We start from the raw sequence: 19700 nt of genomic DNA on the forward strand, positions 1-19700 counted from the left end.
ATGAAAAACTTATTTAAACTTATAGTCGGCAATAACTTTGCTCGTATTGGTCTTGGCATTCTCTCGGTCTTTTTATTCATTGCCGTGGCAGCGCCCCTAATAACCAGCCACGATCCAGCAAAACGCACGGGTAACCCTCATGAATACCCAAGTTTTGTGGTTAAAGCTGCGCAAAGCAACCCTGATGGTTGGGTGGCGGAAAACTTGGCAGATGATCGCCGCACGTTAGCCATGTCAAAGAACGCTGAACACGTTCTAGGCACCTCGCGTATGGGCCGTGATATTTGGTCACAAGTGGTGTATGGCGCACGTGTTTCACTTGGTGTTGGCTTTGGCGCAGGGATCACCGTCTGCTTCCTTGCCACTATCATTGGGATATCTGCTGGCTATTTTGGTGGCCGTGTTGACGACATTCTCAGTGCCGCTATGAACATCATGCTGGTGATTCCGCAATACCCATTGTTGTTCGTGCTTGCCGCTTTTATCGGCGAAGCCGGTCCGGTCACCATCGCATTAATTATCGCGATGACCTCCTGGGCTTGGGGCGCGCGGGTCGTTCGAGCGCAAACCATGGCACTGCGTGAAAAAGAGTTTGTTAAGGCGGCGGAAGTGCTTGGCGAAAAGTCTTGGCGCATCATCTTTATTGAAATTTTACCCAACTTAATTCCTATCGTTGGCGCCAGTTTCATTGGTTCGGTCATGCTGGCCATCAATACCGAAGCTGTTATTTCATTCCTCGGTCTTGGCGATCCTAATACCACCAGTTGGGGGATCATGCTCTACAACGTACAAACCTCGTCTTCCATGCTGATCGGCGCATGGTGGGAAGTATTAGCGCCTTGTTTGGCATTGACGTTACTCGTAACCGGTCTTGCATTGCTTAACTTTGCCGTCGATGAAATCGCCAACCCACAACTTCGTTCACACAAAGGAATGAAACGCTGGAAGAAAATGGCACAGCAAGACAAAAAAGAGCGTCAACCAACGACGTTGGCGACTGATAACGCGATCTTGAGCGGAGATAAATAATCATGACAGCACCACTCATCTCTATCCGCAACCTTTGCGTCGACTACATCACTGACGCTGGCGATGTTCGCGCCTGTAACAATGTCAGCTTTGACATTGCACCAGGTGAAGTTTTTGGTCTTGCTGGTGAGTCCGGCTGTGGTAAGTCTACCGTTGCCTTCTCACTGATGCGCCTACACAAGCCGCCCGCGTTCATTACCGGTGGTGAAGTGATCTTCAACGGCGAAGACATTTTGCAATACAGTGACGAGCGCATGCAGGCGTTTCGCTGGAGCGAAATGTCTATGGTGTTCCAAAGTGCGATGAACGCGCTCAATCCTGTATTAACGATGGAAGAGCAATTTTGTGATGTGATTATGCGTCACACCAATATGACGCGTGAGCAAGCGCGCCGCCGCGCTGAGGGATTATTGGAAATTGTTGATATTCACCCTAACCGCCTGAGCGACTACCCCCATCAATTTTCGGGCGGTATGCGTCAGCGTTTGGTGATAGCGATTGCACTTGCGCTTAATCCGAAAATGATTGTGATGGATGAGCCAACCACAGCGCTTGATGTTGTAGTTCAGCGTGAAATTTTACAAAAAATTTATGCGCTCAAAGAAGAGTTCGGTTTCTCAATTTTATTCATTACGCATGACTTGTCTTTGATGGTCGAATTCTCCGACCGCATTGGCATCATGTACTCAGGTGAACTGATTGAGGTTGCGCCTTCAAAAGAGATTTTACAGAGCCCTTATCATCCTTACACCAAGGGACTGGGAAGTTCATTCCCACCATTAACTGGACCCAAGACGAAACTGACTGGTATTCCTGGTAATCCTTTGAACTTGCTTGAGATCCCGCAAGGATGTCGCTTCCAAGCTCGCTGCGATCGCGTCCACGAAACCTGCACTCGAGTACCGACGCACTTGCGTCAGATCGAGCCCGGACGCTTATCAAACTGTCACCTTTATGGTGAACCGATTGCTCAAACCAAGCTGTGATCATCGCACCACACAATACGAATTCTGGAGACCAATATGAGCAAACAATACGGTGAGCTTTTGATAGAGGGCAAAAATGTCGTCAAAGACTTTCCTCTCAATAGCAACGCGCTAAAACAAACCAAAATGCGCGCGATTAACGATGTGTCGTTCAAAATGTACAAAGGCCGTGGCCTCTCTGTGGTGGGTGAGTCCGGTTCGGGTAAATCCACGACAGCAAAAATGATCGCCAAAATGTATGCGCCAACCCAAGGTGTGATTGAGTATAAAGGGCGAGATATTGAAACGATTACTCAGCGTCAAGAACTGATGGCGTATCGGGAAGGCATTCAAATGGTGTGGCAAGATCCCTTTGGATCGCTCAACCCCACCCACAATATTTTTCACCATATTGCGCGGCCGCTGCTTATCCATAAAAAAGTGGACCCTCGCAACAAGAAAGAGCTTGAAGAGCGCGTGTACGCCCTGCTTGAGCAAGTGGGCCTCATTCCTCCTAAAGAGACCGCGCAGAAATTCCCTCACCAGCTTTCAGGGGGACAGCGCCAGCGTGTCAATCTTGCGCGTAACATTGCCGTAGGCGCTGAGGTCGTACTCGCCGACGAACCGACATCCATGCTCGATGTGTCCATTCGCGCTGGCGTGCTTAACCTGATGGAAGAGATGAAATTTGAGCAACAAATGTCGCTTTTGTACATCACGCATGACATCGCAACGGCTCGCTACATTGCGGAAGATTTGGCGGTGATGTACGTCGGTCACATGGTGGAATGGGGCGACACCGAGGAAATCATTCACGATCCTCAGCACCCTTACACTCAGTTGCTCGTGTCCGCAGTGCCCGATCCAGCGAAATCGATTCATGAGCCACTCAAAGGCAATAAGGGAGACATTCCACTTTGGACACCAGAGTCGGTGGGATGCCCATTTGCAGGGCGTTGTGAACATGCCACAAATCGTTGTCGAGAGCAGTTACCTGCGGTCACTCAGTTATCAGACAACCACTATGTCCGCTGCTATTTGTTTGAGCAGTGATCTCGTTTAAGCAGTAACCCAAACCCGTGAAGCGTTCGACGGCGGCCAGCAAATCATTTGAACACTTCACGGCGATGGGCGCACCGTGCGCCATCTCATCAAAATAAAAAGAGATAGCGCACACCACCAAACATATCAAACGAGTTTTGGAGAATGGCATGTTGCTTCTAACCAATCACATCGGCTATGAACAAACGGGCACCAAACGCGCCATTTTGCAATCGCGACAAGCTCGACTCTCTAGCTACAGCGCGCAGCTTATTTGCGCCAAGAATCATCTGACGGTGGCAACCTTGCCCATTACAAAAGCTGAAAAAGTGGCCAAATGGCATCAAGGCTATTTTTATGGTATTGATTTTTCAGACTTTAACCAAGAAGGCCTTTTCTATCTACGGGTTGAACACACGCGTTCACACCCCTTTCAAATTGGCCAAGATGTTCTGATGCAAACGACATTTTCCGATCTGCTGCACTATTTTAAGTCCCAACGCTGCAGCGGCATTTTTGACGCTCAAGACGTTGCTGCGCCCATCTATGGACAACAACGCACGGTGGATGTTCATGGCGGCTGGTATGACGCCTCTGGTGATGTGAGCAAATATTTGAGTCATCTCTCTTACGCTAATTATTTCAACCCTCAGCAGACCCCTATGATTGTATGGAATCTGTTAAAAGGGCATCAAATGCTGTGTAACGAGGGCGATTTACCACGATTTTTACAATTACGCCTTACTGAAGAAGCGCTGTTTGGCGCTGATTTCCTGTATCGCATGCAAGATCCGCAAGGGTATTTCTACACCACAGTGTTTGACCAGTGGAGCAAGCAGACCGAACAACGCGAGATTTGTGCTTACGAGACTCAACAAGGGCATAAATCGGCCGATTATCAAGCAGCTTTTCGCCAAGGTGGCGGCATGGCAATCGCCGCACTTGCCGCCGCCGCTCGGCTAACCAGTCACGGCCAATACAGTCAAGACCAATATCTAGCCGCAGCAGAGCGGGGCTATTGGCACCTTAAAACTCATAATCACAGCTACACCGACGACGGCGTTGACAACATCATTGATGAGTATTGCGCCCTATTGGCCAGTGTTGAGTTGTATCGCACCACAAAGCAAACTCGCTATCTTGATGAAGCGCGCGATTGGGCTTTACAACTCAGTGCTCGTCAGCACAGTGATGACCAAATGCACTATTTTTGGTCTGCCAATCACGATGGCTCCCGCCCCTATTTTCACGCTAGTGACGCTGGCTTACCTGTTATCGCACTGTGTGAATACCTCAGCATTGAAAGCGACAGTGCGCGTTACAACATCATCCAAACGGTGGTCAACCAAGCGTGCGAATTTGAATTGGCCATTACCAAGAAAAAAGCCAACCCGTTTGGCTACCCACGGCAATACGTTAAAGGGATGAATGAAAATAAGCGTGATGCCTTTTTTATCGCTCACGACAATGAAACTGGCTATTGGTGGCAGGGAGAAAATGCGCGCCTAGCCTCACTGGCAGCGATGAGCCTACTCGCACAACCTTTTGTCAATAAAGAGGCATCTCAACCCTTGCTGGCGTTCGGTCAAAACGCCCTTAACTGGATTGTGGGACTGAACCCTTTTGATATCTGTATGCTCGATGGACATGGACACAACAATCCAAACTACCTTCCAGAACTGGGGTTTTCCAACGCAAAAGGTGGCGTCTGTAATGGCATTACCGGAGGCTTTGATGACGAGGACGATATCGCCTTTAACCCAGCGCCCCACCATCGCGATATGTTGCAAAACTGGCGCTGGGGAGAGCAATGGATCCCGCACGCAGGGTGGTTATTGCTTGCGGTGATGAGCCAAAGCCATCACCTAAATCAACGCACCTCATCACAGCAAAAAACCACTAACGATGCCATCAATCAGGCCGCTTCATCGGCGCACGACTCTTTGAATCAACCAGTGCAAGGAGCCGTCCTATGAGTCTGTATTACGTGGGAGTTGATGGCGGTGGCACTTCATGCCGCGCGCGGATTCGCGATGAACACGGTCAATGGGTAGGTGAAGCCAAAAGCGGCAGCGCCAATATTTTGCTGGGTGTTGAGCTAGCTATGCAATCGATTATCGAAGCGATTGAGCAAGCGGCGCGCCAAGGCGGAATATCATCGACTCAGTTTTGCCAAATGCACGTCGGACTGGCACTGGCAGGCGCTGAACAAAAACAAGCGTGGCAAGATTTCATGGCACTCCCTCATCCGTTTGCCTCTCTGACCTTAAATACCGATGCTTATGGCGCTTGCATCGGCGCTCATAATAAAGGCAATGGTGCCATTCTAATTGCAGGAACCGGTTCTTGCGGCATTTTGCTTCAAGAGGGTGTCCAGCATGTTGTCGGCGGTCATGAGTTTCCGATTTCCGATCAAGGCAGTGGCGCGGTAATGGGGTTGCGTCTGATACAGCAAGTTTTACTGGCTTATGATGGCGTTCGCGATCATAGCGCCCTATCTCACCGCATACTTGCCCATTTTAACGATGATATTGACACCATTGTTCAATGGTCAAAAACCGCGCTACCTCGAGATTATGGCCAATTCTCTCCTGATATTTTCGTCTATGCCCAGCACGGAGACCCCTTGGCCAAAGAGTTACTAAGCCAAACCGCCGCCGATATCGATATGTGGCTATCCGCACTGCAGCAAAAAGGCGCGCAACGCATCTGCCTAATGGGTGGCATTGCCGAACGCATTGGTCCTTGGCTTTCACCGCCCCTGCGCCACCTTATCGTCGAGCCACAATTCGATGCCATTGAAGGCGCTTTGATGTTTGCCAATTGCGCTGAGCATAACCTTTACCCCGAGTTTCTTAATTAGGAGCTATTATGGATTACCGTCTTGACCTTGTGGTCTTATCAGAGCATGACCAAACCTGCCGCTTCGGTATGACACTGCACAATCTTGGCGAACAAGATCTGATCAACTGGTCGCTAACATTTGCCTTCACTCGTTTTATTACTCCCGGCTCGATGACGCATGGTGAACACCATCAAGTCGGCAGTTTTTGTCAATTAAAACCTGACACGCTCGTGCTCGCCGCGAACCATCATTATTACTGTGAATTCAGCGTCGGGTCGTTTCCATTTCGTTATCACACCGATGGGATTTTGGACGCTTTTGTTGAATCAGAACAACAAGGCCAAAAAGTACGGGTTCCCGTCGCATTAACCCCTTTAGTGCTGAACAGCCCACATACAGAGCGCAGTTTTGTACCAAGCGTTATCGCCAATGAATTGGCATTACTGCCACACCCCAATCAACTACAACGTGATAATGGCCACTTTGTGGTGAAGCGCACACTAGGTGTTGCGTGTCATAGTGAGCTTGCCACGTCAGCGACTCAGTGGCTGATTGATGAATTTGCGCGAATTCACCAAATGAAACTGAGCAACAGTCGCAATGGATTGCTGATTATGAAAAGCAATCCAACACTGGATGAAGGGGAATACAGCCTTAAAGTGACCCTTGAGGGCATCAAAGTCGAAGCGGGATCTCGCTCAGGTTTTACTCACGCCTGCGCTACATTACTTCAGCTTGCGCAGCTCACTCCGCAAGGAACAAGCGATCAGGTTCAATTCCCCTGTGTCACGGTTCGTGATGCACCACGCTTTCGCTATCGCGGCATGATGCTTGACTGTTCACGTCATTTCCATTCAGTGGCAACCGTGAAACGACTTATCAATCAATTAGCACACTACAAGTTTAATACCTTTCATTGGCATTTAAGCGATGATGAAGGTTGGCGGATTGAAATTAACGCCTACCCCGAACTCACCGAAAAAGGCGCTTGGCGCGGACTCGATGAAGTGTGTGAGCCGCAATACAGCCATTTGTTGCATCGTTATGGTGGTTTTTATACTCAAGCACAGGTCCGCGATGTGATCGAATACGCGCACCAGCGCGGCATCACGGTGATCCCGGAAATCGATATTCCCGGACACTGCCGTGCTGCCGTTAAATCGCTGCCTGATTTACTGGTGGAAAAAGAAGACACCACTGAGTACCGCAGCATTCAAAATTACCGCGACAATTTATTAAACCCAGGGCTTGCGGGGACTTATCAGTTTCTCGACCGAGTACTTGAAGAAATCGCCGAACTCTTTCCTGCTCCCTTTGTTCACATTGGCGCAGATGAAGTTCCTCACGGAGCATGGACTGGCAGTCCTAGCTGTCAGGCTCTTATGGAACAAGAAGGGTATTGCGATTCAAAAGAGCTTCAGGGCCATCTGCTGCGCTACGCTGAAAAAAAACTGCGCTCACTTGGCAAACGGATGTTGGGCTGGGAAGAAGCACAACATGGCGACAAAGTCAGTAAAGATACCGTGATTTATTCATGGCTAAGCGAAGAGGCGGCGCTCAATTGTGCGCGTAATGGCTTTGATGTGGTGTTGCAGCCAGGGCAATCGACTTACCTCGATATGGCCCAAGATTTTGCCCCCGAAGAGCCTGGCGTCGATTGGGCTAACGCACTGCCGCTTGAACGAGCATATCGTTACGAACCGATGAGTGAGATCCCTAACGACGATCCCCTGCGCAAACGCATTTGGGGAATCCAAACCGCATTATGGTGCGAAATCATCAACCACCCTGCTCGCGTTGATTACATGATTTTCCCAAGATTAACCGCAATGGCTGAAGCGGGCTGGACCCAAAATTCGCGTCGCGACTGGCTTGATTACCTTGGTCGCCTAAAAGGGCACTTGGTGATGTTAGATAAACAAGCGATTACCTATCGCAATCCGTGGAAATAAACCGAAGCTAGCCGGTTTTAACCACATCATTTTTGACTGTTTGACCGCGTCATTTTGCGGTCGTTAAACTAAGGAAAACACCATGCAATACGGCTATTTCGATAATGACAATCGTGAATATGTCATCACCCGTCCTGACGTTCCTGCGCCATGGACTAACTATCTAGGGACTGAGAAATTTTGTACGGTCATTTCTCATAACGCGGGCGGTTACTCGTTCTACAACTCGCCTGAGTACAACCGTGTCACGAAATTCCGCCCGAATGCGACATTTGACCGCCCTGGACACTACGTCTACCTGCGTGATGATGCCACTGGTGACTACTGGTCAATCTCTTGGCAACCGGTAGCGAAAAGCCTTGAAGAAGCCAGCTATGAAGTGCGTCATGGTTTGTCTTACTCTAAATTCAAATGTGAATACAACGGCATCACTGCGACCAAAACCCTCTTCGTACCAAAAGGCGAAGATGCCGAAATTTGGGACGTTGTTGTCAAAAACACCTCAGATAAGCCTCGCACCATCAGTGCCTTCTCGTTTGTTGAGTTCTCTTTTAGCCATATTCAATCGGATAACCAAAACCATCAGATGTCGTTGTACTCTGCTGGTACCGCGTACAAAGATGGCGTGATTGAGTACGATCTCTACTACAACACCAATGATTTCGAAGGTTTCTACTACCTAGCCTCAACATTTGACCCTGACTCGTACGACGGTCAACGTGACAGTTTCCTTGGTCTATACCGTGATGAGTCAAACCCACTGGCGGTTGAGCAAGGTCAGTGTTTCAACACAGCGCAAACCTGTTACAACCACTGTGGTTCACTGCACAAACAATTTGTGATTCAACCCGGTCAAGAAGTGCGCTTTGCTTACATTCTTGGTATCGGTAAAGGCAATGGTGAGCGTTTGCGCGCGAAATATCAAAACCTTGCCGAAGTTGACAACGCCTTTGCTGGCATCAAAGCCCACTGGGATGAGCGCTGCGGCAAGTTCCAAGTGAAGTCGCCAAACCAAGGTCTTGACACCATGATCAACGCTTGGACGCTGTATCAAGCTGAGACGTGTGTGGTTTGGTCTCGCTTTGCTTCATTTATCGAAGTGGGTGGTCGTACTGGTTTGGGTTACCGCGATACTGCGCAAGACGCAATTTCTGTCCCTCACGCAAACCCAGCAATGACGCGCAAACGTATTGTTGACCTACTTCGTGGTCAAGTGAAAGCAGGTTACGGCTTGCACCTATTTGATCCAGATTGGTTCGATCCTGAAAAAGCCGACGTCAAACCGTCTAAATCGCCAACGGTTGTGCCAACGCCATCGGATGAAGATAAGATCCACGGCATTGAAGACACCTGTTCTGATGACCACCTATGGTTAGTGCCTACCATTTGTAAATACGTGATGGAAACCGGCGAGCACAGCTTCTTTAATGAAATGATCCCTTACGCAGATGGCGGCGTCGCCACCGTTTACGATCACATGAAAGCCGCACTGGATTTCTCTGCCGAATACGTCGGTCAAACCGGCATCTGTAAAGGTCTACGCGCTGACTGGAACGACTGTCTGAACCTTGGCGGTGGTGAGTCTTCTATGGTGTCATTCCTGCACTTCTGGGCACTGCAAGAGTTCATCGACCTTGCAAAATTCCTAGGCAAAGAAGACGACGTTGAAAAATACACCATCATGGCAGCAAACGTGCGTGAAGCGTGTGAAACGCACCTTTGGGATGATGAAGGCGGTTGGTACATCCGTGGTCTAACCAAAAACGGTGACAAGATCGGTACCGCGCAGCAAAAAGAAGGCCGTGTCCACCTTGAGTCAAATACCCTAGCGGTACTGTCTGGTGCCGTGTCTCAAGAGCGCGGTGAGAAAGCGATGGATGCGGTGGATGAGAACCTGTTCTCTGAATACGGGCTGCACCTAAACTCACCATCGTTTGCCACGCCAAACGACGACATCGGCTTCGTGACTCGTGTATACCAAGGCGTGAAAGAAAACGGCGCTATCTTCTCGCATCCAAACCCATGGGCTTGGGTCGCCGAAGCCAAACTGGGCCGTGGTGATCGTGCAATGAAGTTCTACGATGCATTGAACCCGTACAACCAAAACGACATCATCGAAAAACGCATTGCAGAACCGTACTCTTACGTGCAATTCATCATGGGTCGTGACCACCAAGATCATGGCCGTGCTAACCACCCATGGTTAACCGGTACCTCTGGCTGGGCGTATTTCGCCGTCACCAACTTCATCCTTGGTGTGCGTACGGGCTTCGATGGTCTGACGATCGATCCTTGTATTCCAACTAACTGGCCTGGTTTTGAAGTAACGCGCCAATGGCTGGGCGCGACATACAACATCAAAGTTGAAAACCCAAGTTCCGTGAGCAAAGGCGTGAAGACGATTACCGTCAACGGTGAAGTAATCAGCGGGGCATCGGTGCCTGTTCAGCCTGAAGGCAGCGTCAACGACGTCGTTGTTGTGCTTGGCTAATCATTAAGGCAATGGCTCAGCGACTTGCTGAGCCATTTTTGCCAAATCGAAAGGAATTCAACATGATCAAATTTGGTACAGGCGGCTGGCGCGCCTTTATCGGTGAAGAGTTTACCAAGGACAATGTCTGTTTAGTTGCTCAAGCCCTTGCCAACATCATTCACAATGAAAATGTGGCCGAGCGCGGTTTTGTGATTGGTTATGACCGCCGCTTTTTATCTGACAAAGCCGGCTGCTGGTTTGCTGAGGTTCTCGCTGCCAATGGCGTCAAGGTCAGCTTTATCGATAAATTTGTTCCAACCCCTATCGTAATGTTCAAAGCCAAAGAAATGGCCTGCGCGTATTCGGCGTGTATCACCGCGTCACACAACCCGGCCGATTACAACGGCATTAAAGTGTTTATTGAAGGTGGCCGTGACGCCGATGAAGTGATCACGCAAAAGATTGAAGAACAAATCGCTCACCTGACGCTTGCCGACGTCCAAAGCGTTGAGTTTGAACAAGCAGTGGATGACAAGCTGATTGAAATCATCAATCCGATGAACGAGTTCGTTGATTCGATCATCGACTTTATCGACATTGAGGCGATCAAAAAAGCCAATTTACGTGTGCTTATCGACCCTATGTTTGGCGTGGCGAAGAACGCTTTGCAAACCGTGCTGATCAACGGCCGCTGTGAAGTGGACGTGATCAACGACGGCAAAAACCCAGATTTTGGCGGCTTAATGCCTTCACCAAGCGCTGCAACCCTGTATCGCCTGATGCACCTTGTCGCGCAAGAAGGTTACGACATCGGTATCGGCACCGATGGCGATGCGGATCGCCTTGGCATTATTGATGAAAAAGGCAACTTCATTCACCCGAACGAAGTGCTGGTCCTGCTTTACTACTACTTGCTTGAGTACAAAGGCTGGCACGGCTCTGTGGTTCGCAATATCGCCACCACTCACCTTCTTGATAAGATCGCCGAAGATCACGGCGAAAAGTGTTTCGAAGTGCCCGTGGGCTTTAAGCACATCAGCTCACAAATGGAAGCCGATGATTCTCTGATTGGTGGCGAAAGCTCTGGCGGCCTTACCATTCGTGGTCACATCAAGGGTAAAGACGGCGTGTTTGCCTCAAGCCTATTGGTGGAGATGATCTCCGTTACCGGCAAGAAACTCTCTGAACTGCTGGATGAAATCTACGGCAGATACGGCTATGCCTACACCGCAGAGGGCGATTGCAAATTCAAACCCGCACTGAAAGAGGCGCTTTACAACAAGATTTACGTTGAGAAGCAGCTGCCCGAGTTTGAATACGAGATTGAAAAAGTCAGCTACGAAGATGGCGCGAAAGTCTACTTCAAAAATGGCGGCTGGGTGATTGCTCGATTCTCTGGAACCGAACCCTTGCTGCGCATCTTTGCTGAGATGGAAAATAAATCGCAAGCAGAGCAAGTACTGCAAACGATGAAAACGTTTCTCGCCCTATGATAACCGCAAGACCTCGAGTCACACTCGAGGTCTAAATTAGCAGTACATTCGATTAAATTCGCATTAAACGAAAACCTTAAATATCGAGCATATTCGAAAGTTAATCACAATCAAGAATATCACCGTGGTACATATGTCTCACCTTGGTTTTTCTGCTTTTAGGTGGATCAACCTCTTTCATTGCAACATAGATTGTACCATCTCCGCCTTTTTTTACTTTTTTAACTTCAAAGTAGCTATCAGGCCTTAATAATATTTCAGCTTCTTTAGTAAAAGTCGGTGAAAAGTTCGAAATATTGACACCATCGGTTGATTCAATTGCAAAGACAACCTTTTCTACTCCTGCTCCTCCAACACTGTCGGCGAACTCTTTCGCAATTGAGGCGCTATATGAGGTGGAAGCAAAAATGTTATTATAAACGACATTCCCTTTCTTAATCAGTTTACTATATACCCCTTTTGGGTAAGCACCGCCACGATAAGTGACTCGAGTCTGAGTTGGCAATTTTTCTAATGAAGAATCTAAGACTTTAGCAAACATACTTTGAGGGTCATCAATATCATAGCCATCTTTCAACATTTCATTAAACATTTCTGGATTAATTGTATAGTTTTCAATAAAGCCAACCTGATCAGGTGTTAAGTATTTCTTATAGTCTGCTCCTTCCTTTAAAGCTTTTTCTAACATTTTAGCCTGCTCATCAGTCGCTTGATGACTTCCAACAATCATATTCATCATATAATTAATCCATGAATCATAGTTTGTTGCATAAGACTGCACTGATGATAATAACGCAAACGCTATTAATAATGAGTTAAATAATTTTTTCATAAACTTATCTCACATGGGCTACACGGTTCACTGTAGCCCATAATTAAAACATCAAATTAATTATTAAATAGGGCAAGTCATTAACTTTATTTTTTTACTTCCCGCCTGCTTTGCCGCTGACTTTTTAACGAGCCCTTTTGCAAGATCGCCTAGGCCAGCCGCAGGATTCATTTCTTGAAGTGTCGATTTAACGATTGCACCTGCAATATCTTTCGCTTCAACTTTTGCCGCGACTCGATTAACTTGAACTAATGCACCCGATGTTGGCTTAAGATCATTGATAATAACACCAGCGCCTTGACCTAATAGCTTTGACGGCTTATGAGTAACAAACTTATTTGGTTTTAAGAATGAGTCCATGTTTGATGCTACACCTGTAAAGAACATGGCATCGCCTAATAAGCCCAAAGCCGCACCTAGACCATCTTTTTTCTCAAAAGATTCAACTGTACCCCAAATAGGAATAAACATTTGTAAAACAGCAAATAAAGTATCTCGGTTTGTTTGAACGGTTTTAAGATCCCATTTATGCTTTTTCATCATTTCAGAAACAATATGATAATAAGCATCTTTCATGGTATCGGAGCTATTATCTCTCGTGATGTAAAATAATCCGCATTGCCAATGAATCTTTTCAAGCCCTAAAGCACCTGGTTTCGTAGGTGAGTCGTGATAGCCATATTCCCATGATGGCTTACTACACCATTTATCTGCATGATTTTTATTCATTGCCTCAAATAATTCAATATCACGAGATCCATAAGCCGTATTAGCCGACTGATCATTGTAAAATTTATATTTTTTATCAAATGAAATATTAGAAAGAGACATGAAATCATAGATATTACTGGCAGTCTTTACGCTGTAGTCAATATTAGGGCCATAAATCAGCCAGTTATTTACATCTGATTTCCAATTATTCCAAATACCATTGAAATACTCTGACCTAATATGCTCATCCACTTCCATTCCATAAACAATCCTTAACTTACTGTCTCGAACATTTTTGCCTTCCATTGGTTCAAAACCACTCAACTTAGCTTTATAATCAATTAACGTTGATAAATGCTTAGCTGCGATAGGAACAATAGCATTAAAATAAGACTCCCACATATCTTGCACAGATTTATTGGTTGTCTTTCTTTCATTATCCAAATGTTTTGACGTAATTCTTGAATCAGAAACTCGAGATAAAAATCCTTGCTTGAGATAACTCTTCCAAAGATCCTCAACCATTTTTGCACTCAAACCATATTTAAAAAGTTGAGCACGTGCAAATAGCTCATCACTTAGAGGAATTGTTTGTACTGGATAACCGTTATCATAGGTAACAATTGCATAATGCTCAGCCAATTCCTGTTGCGCTTTATCTAGTTCAACGAGACCATCATACACAACTTGAGATACCGTAACCGTTCCTTCAGGTTTATTATTAGCGTAGGATGATTTTCTTAAAACTTGTAATGAACTAACTGAGTTAGCCACTGGCAAAGTATGGGTTCCCGCTCCACGCGTCCAATAGTTTCCCGTGTAATTTCCATGTTCATAAAAACGAACTTCCCATCCCTCAGGAATGTGAACTTTTACTGCTTTATCATTAAAATCATCTAGCCAAGAGGTGCTATCTGATAATTTTAGTGTTTTGCTATTTGAATAAAATGAATCAAAAAGTGTAACGACCTGATCTTCTGGCTTCTTCATTATTTTAATAGAACTAATGCGATCATTAGCAGGTAAATCCCTTTGACCACTCCCTAGCGTCCAGTTGCTTCCACTATAATAACTTCCTTCATAAACACGAATTTCCCAACCAGCAGGAACATTCACTGAAGACGCGATATTATCGAAGTCGAAGATTGACAAATCAGGCTCATTCTCACGAATTAATACTGATTTACCACCAGAATTCCCATGCTCAAATAACTCAATTGCTTCGCCTGTCTCTATTTCGAAATTTTCATTAGCAATAACGCCATTCAATCTAAAATTTCGACCAACAAAATCATGAACTAGGCTATCAAAACTCATATTACTAAATTGATCATTATTAGCAATAAGCTCATCCAATACAAAGGGTTCGACACCAGTGCCAATGTTATCAAGCATCGAGCTTTCATTGCTTTCATGAGCGATTCGTGCGTAGATAGAAGCTTTTACATTATTAAGACTTCCATAAGGATATAAGGTATCAATAAAGATCGCATCCATTGCTGCTTGTGTATAAATAGTTTGAGCACGAGTGACATCTTTCGCTTCAACATCAAAAGCTAATGCAGCGATATCTAATACGTTTTTACCAAGCAAACCTCCACCAGATTCTTTGGAATAGATTATTAGATTCATTTCATCTATGTGAATATTGCCATTTTGCTCCAAAACCGCTTTTGCTAAATCGACACCGTCTAAGCCGCTAAATTTTATCGCATGCTGGATAAAATCGAATTGATCATCTGGTGAAACCAACTCATCCAGTGGTGATGAATTTGGATCTAAATATTTCCAGTTATCACTGCTTGTTCTATCTGTTGGGAAATAATCTCTATAATTTCCTTTAAGCTCAAAGAGATCAATTGCATTATTGTACGGGTTTTCATACAAATAGATATCACCCGAATTCCCATAAGTATTCCAATTTCTAGGGCCAATAAATTCCCAATGAGAATTGGATGTTCTATTGGTTGGGAAGTAGCTATAGTTAGAGCTCTTTAACCGAAATATATCTGTCTGTCCGCTATAAGGGTTGTCATAGACATACAAATCGCCTACTTTACCCTGCCCACTTCCTGACCATGTTTTAAAATTGAATGGCAGATTATAAATAGCTAACGTTTTTTCATCAGGTTCAGAGAAAGATGGTTTTGCTTTTCCTTGTTCCAAGTAAGCATTAAATTCTTTTGCGTATGTATCAAATTCACGCAGTAAGAAGTCATTACCTAATAATTTAGGAACCAGCCCACCTTCATCCATTTGAAAAGAAGGGTACATAACACTTGATTGAGTCAGTGCTACACTAGCTTTAATATGATCATCAGAGCCATATTCATAAGTTGTATTTTGTGACAAATTAGTAAGAATATACTTCCTGATATAATCAGCAAAAGATTCGTTTTCTAAATTATCACCAACAATGCCTAATTCAACTGCTTTTCTAACTAAGGAGTCTAGCAAAAATTGGTTAATTTGAGAATGATATCTCAAATCAGTAAAATCAATTGAATACCCTGCGTCATTTGCCCCCTGCCAACCAAGGTTTCCTGATGTCGCCATATTTACGAGTTCTTTATATGCGTCAAAATTATTGGTTTTCACTAAACGAAAGTCTTGATAATCTATATCAGTAAAATCACCATTCAAGTGTGAAATAAACAAACGAGCAAGCAATGGAGCAGCTATATATTTATTCGTAATTGGGCCAGATGTAAGATCATCAGTTGCAATTTTAAATATAGATCCACTTATAGCGCTATTATTCATCACAGGATAGGTAGCACCAGCAACACTGACATTAGTGACAAGGCATTCTACGCCACTATGCTGTTCTCGAACACTTTGAGCTTCTGCAATGAGGCCAATTCCCGTCTCTCGAAACTTAGAAATAACCTTTTCGCTGCCTAATATTTTACGACTTGAACGATCAATAAATGTCATTTCAGCGATAACCAAAGGTAGCTGGTCATGGCCCGTCGTGAGTTTTTTATCGTCCATCTGACTAATTTTTACTTTACACACACCATTTTCATTACGGCTGGTAACAGAAAAGTCAGACAATATTCCATTCATTCCATTGTTTTGGTTATTATTGTTATTGTCTAGTTCTCCTTCTAAAAGGCCAGCTCCTGGGTCGATAATACTATACGCTAATGCATCTGATGACGTCATACTGATGCTTAGCACCGCCATAATAGAGGCAGATAAAAGACTATATCTCATATTTATTGCTCACTGATTTTTAAGCTTTCAATGCTTGTATACGTAATTTGAATGCTACAAAAAATACAGGAGCTGAATTTGATATAAATCAATATTAACCTGACTCAAACTAACGCTCATCAGACCAGAAACAAAATAACTCATCCAACCAGTTGTTTTTTCTACTCTTGATCTTAACCAAACTGGTAATTATTAATTTGTAATTTATAAATTCAAATCAATTACTTAATGAATTGTAGGTAAAGTGAATACATCAATGCCACCAATGATAGATTCAATCACTAGCTATAAATTGTAAAAGCCGAGTTAAATATAACCAAAAAAGGATAATTAATGATAATTAGTCAATAATTTATCCACACCTCTTCAATAACGCAGCTTATACAGTCCGAGAGGATTAATTGCCGATGTTAATTTTTGATAAGTTTAATAAATTGATAATTATTATTTTCAATTTCTAGCTAAAACGCCAACACCCCTTGGGTTGTTACTTTAACGGCAACCGCTTGACCAATCATCAGTGGCTCTGATGAGCTCGCATAGAGCTTGTGGCCATTTGCATCAATCACATAACGGCAGTGATCGCCCATAAATTGCTGCTCCATGACGTGAACAGCGCTCTCTTCAGCTGCATCAATCAAGACATGTTGAGGCCGCAGTAAGAGCTCACACCATTCATCCAGCTCAATCGGCTGCTGGGCTGTTGCTTCAATCACGCCAAATTCCGTATCGAACAAGTTCTCAGCAATTCGTTTGGCTCGCAAATAGCTGCCCCCGCCTAAAAAGTCTGCGACAAACTTACTCGATGGTTGGTAATACAACTCACTCGCCGTCCCATATTGCTCAATAACACCATGATTCATCACCGCCATTTTATCGGCAAACGCGAACGCTTCTTCGCGAGAATGAGTGACAAAAATAGCCGTAACACCTTGTTGTTTGAACAATCGGCGAATTTCTCCAATCAGTTCGTGTCTCACTTGGGTGTCAATATTGGAAAACGGCTCATCGAGTAACAGCAGATCAGGCTTATAAGCCAGCGCCCGTGCAATCGCGACACGTTGCTGCTGGCCACCCGACAGTTGGTGCGGGTAACGGGAGGCAAAATCATTCAAGTGCACCAGGGCCAGCATCTCTTCAATCTTTTGCTTTCGCTCTGTCGCGCTCATAGCACGTAGACCAAACCCCACATTTTGCGCCACCGTCAAATGCGGAAATAGAGCATAATCTTGAAAAATCATGCCAATATTGCGTTTTTCTGGTGCTAGCCACTGCTTTCCATCGTCCATGACTCGACCATTAAGATGCAATTTCCCTTCGCTTATTGGCTGTAAACCGGCAATGGCTTTGAGCAACGTAGTTTTGCCGCAGCCACTGGCGCCAAGCAAACAGACAATTTCACCGCGTTCAACCTCCAATGACAAGTCATCCAGTACCGAGGTATCCCCATCGTAATGACAGCTTAAATGGCGAATAGATAAGGCACTGTGCATCATTTCATTTGCTCCAAAGAACGATTAACTAATACCAAGGGCAGCAGTCCAACCAAGACCAAAATCACCGCGGGCATTGCTGCTAACTCCAATTGTTCATCCGATGCGAAGTTGTAGACATAAGTGGCCAAGGTTTCGAAATTGAACGGCCGTAATAATAAGGATGCATTAAGCTCCTTCATTGATTCAATGAAAACCAACAACGCAGCAATAAGTGCGCCTCGGCGGATCAGCGGAAAATGGACTCGGCGTAACATCTCATTCGCGCTGCATCCCATTGTACGAGAAGCCATATCTAATGACGGAGAAACTTTGGCAAGACTGCTCTCAATACTGCCAATCGCCACCGCAGAAAATCGCACGACCAAAGCAAAAATAATGGCAAACATGGAGCCGGAAAATAGCAAGCCAGGCCGCCCCCAATCCAACACTTTTGCCATGTCGTTAATGCTGCGATCAACAAATAAGACTGCGACCATGACACCAATCGCCAACACAGTGCCGGGAACGGCGTACCCCAGTGACGATAAACGCATAAACGTTCGAGCGCGGCGCAGCCCTGTCAGACGCTGATAAAAATTGACCACCAGTGCCACCAGCACCGCCAGTACCGCCGCTGAGAGTGAGACATAGAGGCTGTTCAGCGCGTAACTAGCAAATTCATCGGTCCAACTTTGAGCAAAATAACGATAGCCATACAGGGCCAATTGCCCCAAGGGCAACACGAAAGCCACGATGACTAGACCCCAGCACCACAAAAGCGCAAGCCATTTACGCCAGCCGGTAAGACGATAGCGCTGCGACTCACCACGACGAAACTGATTTTGAAACAGTTTTTGTTTGCGGCGGCTGTAACGCTCTGAAGAGAGCAGCGCCAACACGACGAGCAGCATCAACGCTGAAATTTTGGCCGCCGCCGTCAAGCTCGAATAACCAAGCCAAGTATCGTAAACCGCGGTGGTCAATGTGTTCACGGCAAAGTAACTTACCGTGCCAAAATCCCCTATTGTCTCCATTGCGACAAGAGACAGTGCTACGGCAATAGCCGGACGCGCAAGCGGAAGCGACACACGAGTAAAACTTTGCCAAGGTGAGCATTTTAACAGCCGAGCGGACTGCAATAAGCTGATATTTTGCTCCATGAAAGCGGCGCGACAAAGCAAGTAAACATAAGGATAGAGCACCAATGCCAATACAACGGCTGCGCCGCCAAGGGTACGAATATCAAAGAACCAGTAATCGCCAGCTTGCCAGCCAGTTAGGTTCCGCAACCCCATTTGAATCGGGCCTGCGTAATCAAACCAGTCGGTAAACACATAACCAACAATGTAACCCGGCATTGCCAAAGGCAAAACAAGCGCCCACTGTAAAATACGTTCGCTTGGTAATCGGCACATCGCCATCAGCCAAGCACTAGGAATACCAAACAGCAATGAAAGTAGCATTACCGCCAGCGTCAACCAGATCGTATTGAGGGTGTAGGTCGGTAACACAGTCGCAAATAGATGCGAAAACAAGGCATCGGTTTCACCGACGGCGGTGTAAAAAATGGCGATAATAGGCAAAACCAGCAGTAACGTCACTGCGCTGCTGCTGGTTTGCCAAAGAGAGCTGATTTTGTTCATGTTACCTTGGCCAACGATATAT

General features: G+C 45.7%; 11 protein-coding genes and 1 pseudogene. 8 read left to right on the forward strand and 4 right to left on the reverse strand.

The genetic code is table 11. The features are described from left to right. The 8 genes and pseudogenes from HGP28_RS07495 to HGP28_RS07530 all read left to right on the forward strand — a co-directional run bounded on the left by HGP28_RS07495 (position 1) and on the right by HGP28_RS07530 (position 11798). Positions 1 to 1029, forward strand: coding sequence for an ABC transporter permease (locus HGP28_RS07495; protein ID WP_168835848.1), 1029 nt, complete (start codon positions 1 to 3; stop codon positions 1027 to 1029). Positions 1030 to 1031: 2 nt separating this feature from the next. Further along, complete coding sequence (locus HGP28_RS07500) at positions 1032 to 2015, forward strand: ABC transporter ATP-binding protein (RefSeq protein WP_168835849.1); 984 nt, start codon at positions 1032 to 1034, stop codon at positions 2013 to 2015. A 36-nt stretch (positions 2016 to 2051) separates the two neighbouring features. Continuing rightward, entirely contained in the window at positions 2052 to 3047 is a 996-nt protein-coding gene (locus HGP28_RS07505) for an ABC transporter ATP-binding protein (RefSeq protein ID WP_168835850.1), read from the forward strand. Positions 3048 to 3205: 158 nt separating this feature from the next. Further along, positions 3206 to 4927: pseudogene (locus tag HGP28_RS07510) on the forward strand (glycoside hydrolase family 9 protein); the annotation flags it as partial. 80 nt (positions 4928 to 5007) lie between these two features. After that, on the forward strand, positions 5008 to 5898 hold the full coding sequence (locus tag HGP28_RS07515) for a glucosamine kinase nucleotide-binding domain-containing protein (protein WP_168835852.1): 891 nt from the start codon (positions 5008 to 5010) through the stop codon (positions 5896 to 5898). An 8-nt stretch (positions 5899 to 5906) separates the two neighbouring features. After that, complete coding sequence (locus HGP28_RS07520) at positions 5907 to 7832, forward strand: beta-N-acetylhexosaminidase (protein ID WP_168835853.1); 1926 nt, start codon at positions 5907 to 5909, stop codon at positions 7830 to 7832. Between the two features lie 82 nt (positions 7833 to 7914). Beyond that, positions 7915 to 10323, forward strand: a complete 2409-nt coding sequence (locus tag HGP28_RS07525) for a glycoside hydrolase family 94 protein (protein ID WP_168835854.1) — start codon at positions 7915 to 7917, stop codon at positions 10321 to 10323. 62 nt (positions 10324 to 10385) lie between these two features. After that, complete coding sequence (locus HGP28_RS07530) at positions 10386 to 11798, forward strand: phosphoglucomutase/phosphomannomutase family protein (RefSeq protein ID WP_168835855.1); 1413 nt, start codon at positions 10386 to 10388, stop codon at positions 11796 to 11798. A gap of 100 nt (positions 11799 to 11898) precedes the next feature. Here the strand turns inward: HGP28_RS07530 and HGP28_RS07535 are convergent, their stop codons facing one another. The 4 genes from HGP28_RS07535 to HGP28_RS07550 all read right to left on the reverse strand — a co-directional run bounded on the left by HGP28_RS07535 (position 11899) and on the right by HGP28_RS07550 (position 19678). Beyond that, the gene (locus HGP28_RS07535) at positions 11899 to 12630 is read right to left on the reverse strand and encodes an ADP-ribosyltransferase domain-containing protein (protein ID WP_168835856.1); all 732 of its coding nucleotides are present in this window, start codon (positions 12628 to 12630) and stop codon (positions 11899 to 11901) included. Positions 12631 to 12693: 63 nt separating this feature from the next. Beyond that, positions 12694 to 16560, reverse strand: coding sequence for a beta/gamma crystallin family protein (locus tag HGP28_RS07540; RefSeq protein ID WP_168835857.1), 3867 nt, complete (start codon positions 16558 to 16560; stop codon positions 12694 to 12696). Between the two features lie 461 nt (positions 16561 to 17021). After that, positions 17022 to 18053, reverse strand: coding sequence for an ABC transporter ATP-binding protein (locus HGP28_RS07545; RefSeq protein ID WP_168835992.1), 1032 nt, complete (start codon positions 18051 to 18053; stop codon positions 17022 to 17024). After that, positions 18053 to 19678: an ABC transporter permease gene (locus HGP28_RS07550; RefSeq protein ID WP_168835858.1), complete on the reverse strand. Its 1626-nt coding sequence runs from the start codon at positions 19676 to 19678 to the stop codon at positions 18053 to 18055. The genes HGP28_RS07545 and HGP28_RS07550 overlap by 1 nt, the downstream gene beginning before the upstream one ends. Between the last annotated feature and the right edge of the window lie 22 nt (positions 19679 to 19700).

The sequence above is a fragment of the Vibrio agarilyticus genome (assembly GCF_012641465.1).
GTDB classification, from domain to species: domain Bacteria; phylum Pseudomonadota; class Gammaproteobacteria; order Enterobacterales; family Vibrionaceae; genus Vibrio; species Vibrio agarilyticus.

What these genes read in the sequence shown, in the direction of transcription:
- HGP28_RS07495 (WP_168835848.1), top strand. Translation starts at nt 1, where the DNA reads ATGAAAAACTTATTTAAACTTATAGTCGGCAATAACTTTGCTCGTATT.
- HGP28_RS07500 (WP_168835849.1), top strand. Translation starts at nt 1,032, where the DNA reads ATGACAGCACCACTCATCTCTATCCGCAACCTTTGCGTCGACTACATC.
- HGP28_RS07505 (WP_168835850.1), top strand. Translation starts at nt 2,052, where the DNA reads ATGAGCAAACAATACGGTGAGCTTTTGATAGAGGGCAAAAATGTCGTC.
- HGP28_RS07515 (WP_168835852.1), top strand. Translation starts at nt 5,008, where the DNA reads ATGAGTCTGTATTACGTGGGAGTTGATGGCGGTGGCACTTCATGCCGC.
- HGP28_RS07520 (WP_168835853.1), top strand. Translation starts at nt 5,907, where the DNA reads ATGGATTACCGTCTTGACCTTGTGGTCTTATCAGAGCATGACCAAACC.
- HGP28_RS07525 (WP_168835854.1), top strand. Translation starts at nt 7,915, where the DNA reads ATGCAATACGGCTATTTCGATAATGACAATCGTGAATATGTCATCACC.
- HGP28_RS07530 (WP_168835855.1), top strand. Translation starts at nt 10,386, where the DNA reads ATGATCAAATTTGGTACAGGCGGCTGGCGCGCCTTTATCGGTGAAGAG.
- HGP28_RS07535 (WP_168835856.1), bottom strand. Translation starts at nt 12,630, where the DNA reads ATGAAAAAATTATTTAACTCATTATTAATAGCGTTTGCGTTATTATCA.
- HGP28_RS07540 (WP_168835857.1), bottom strand. Translation starts at nt 16,560, where the DNA reads ATGAGATATAGTCTTTTATCTGCCTCTATTATGGCGGTGCTAAGCATC.
- HGP28_RS07545 (WP_168835992.1), bottom strand. Translation starts at nt 18,053, where the DNA reads ATGCACAGTGCCTTATCTATTCGCCATTTAAGCTGTCATTACGATGGG.
- HGP28_RS07550 (WP_168835858.1), bottom strand. Translation starts at nt 19,678, where the DNA reads ATGAACAAAATCAGCTCTCTTTGGCAAACCAGCAGCAGCGCAGTGACG.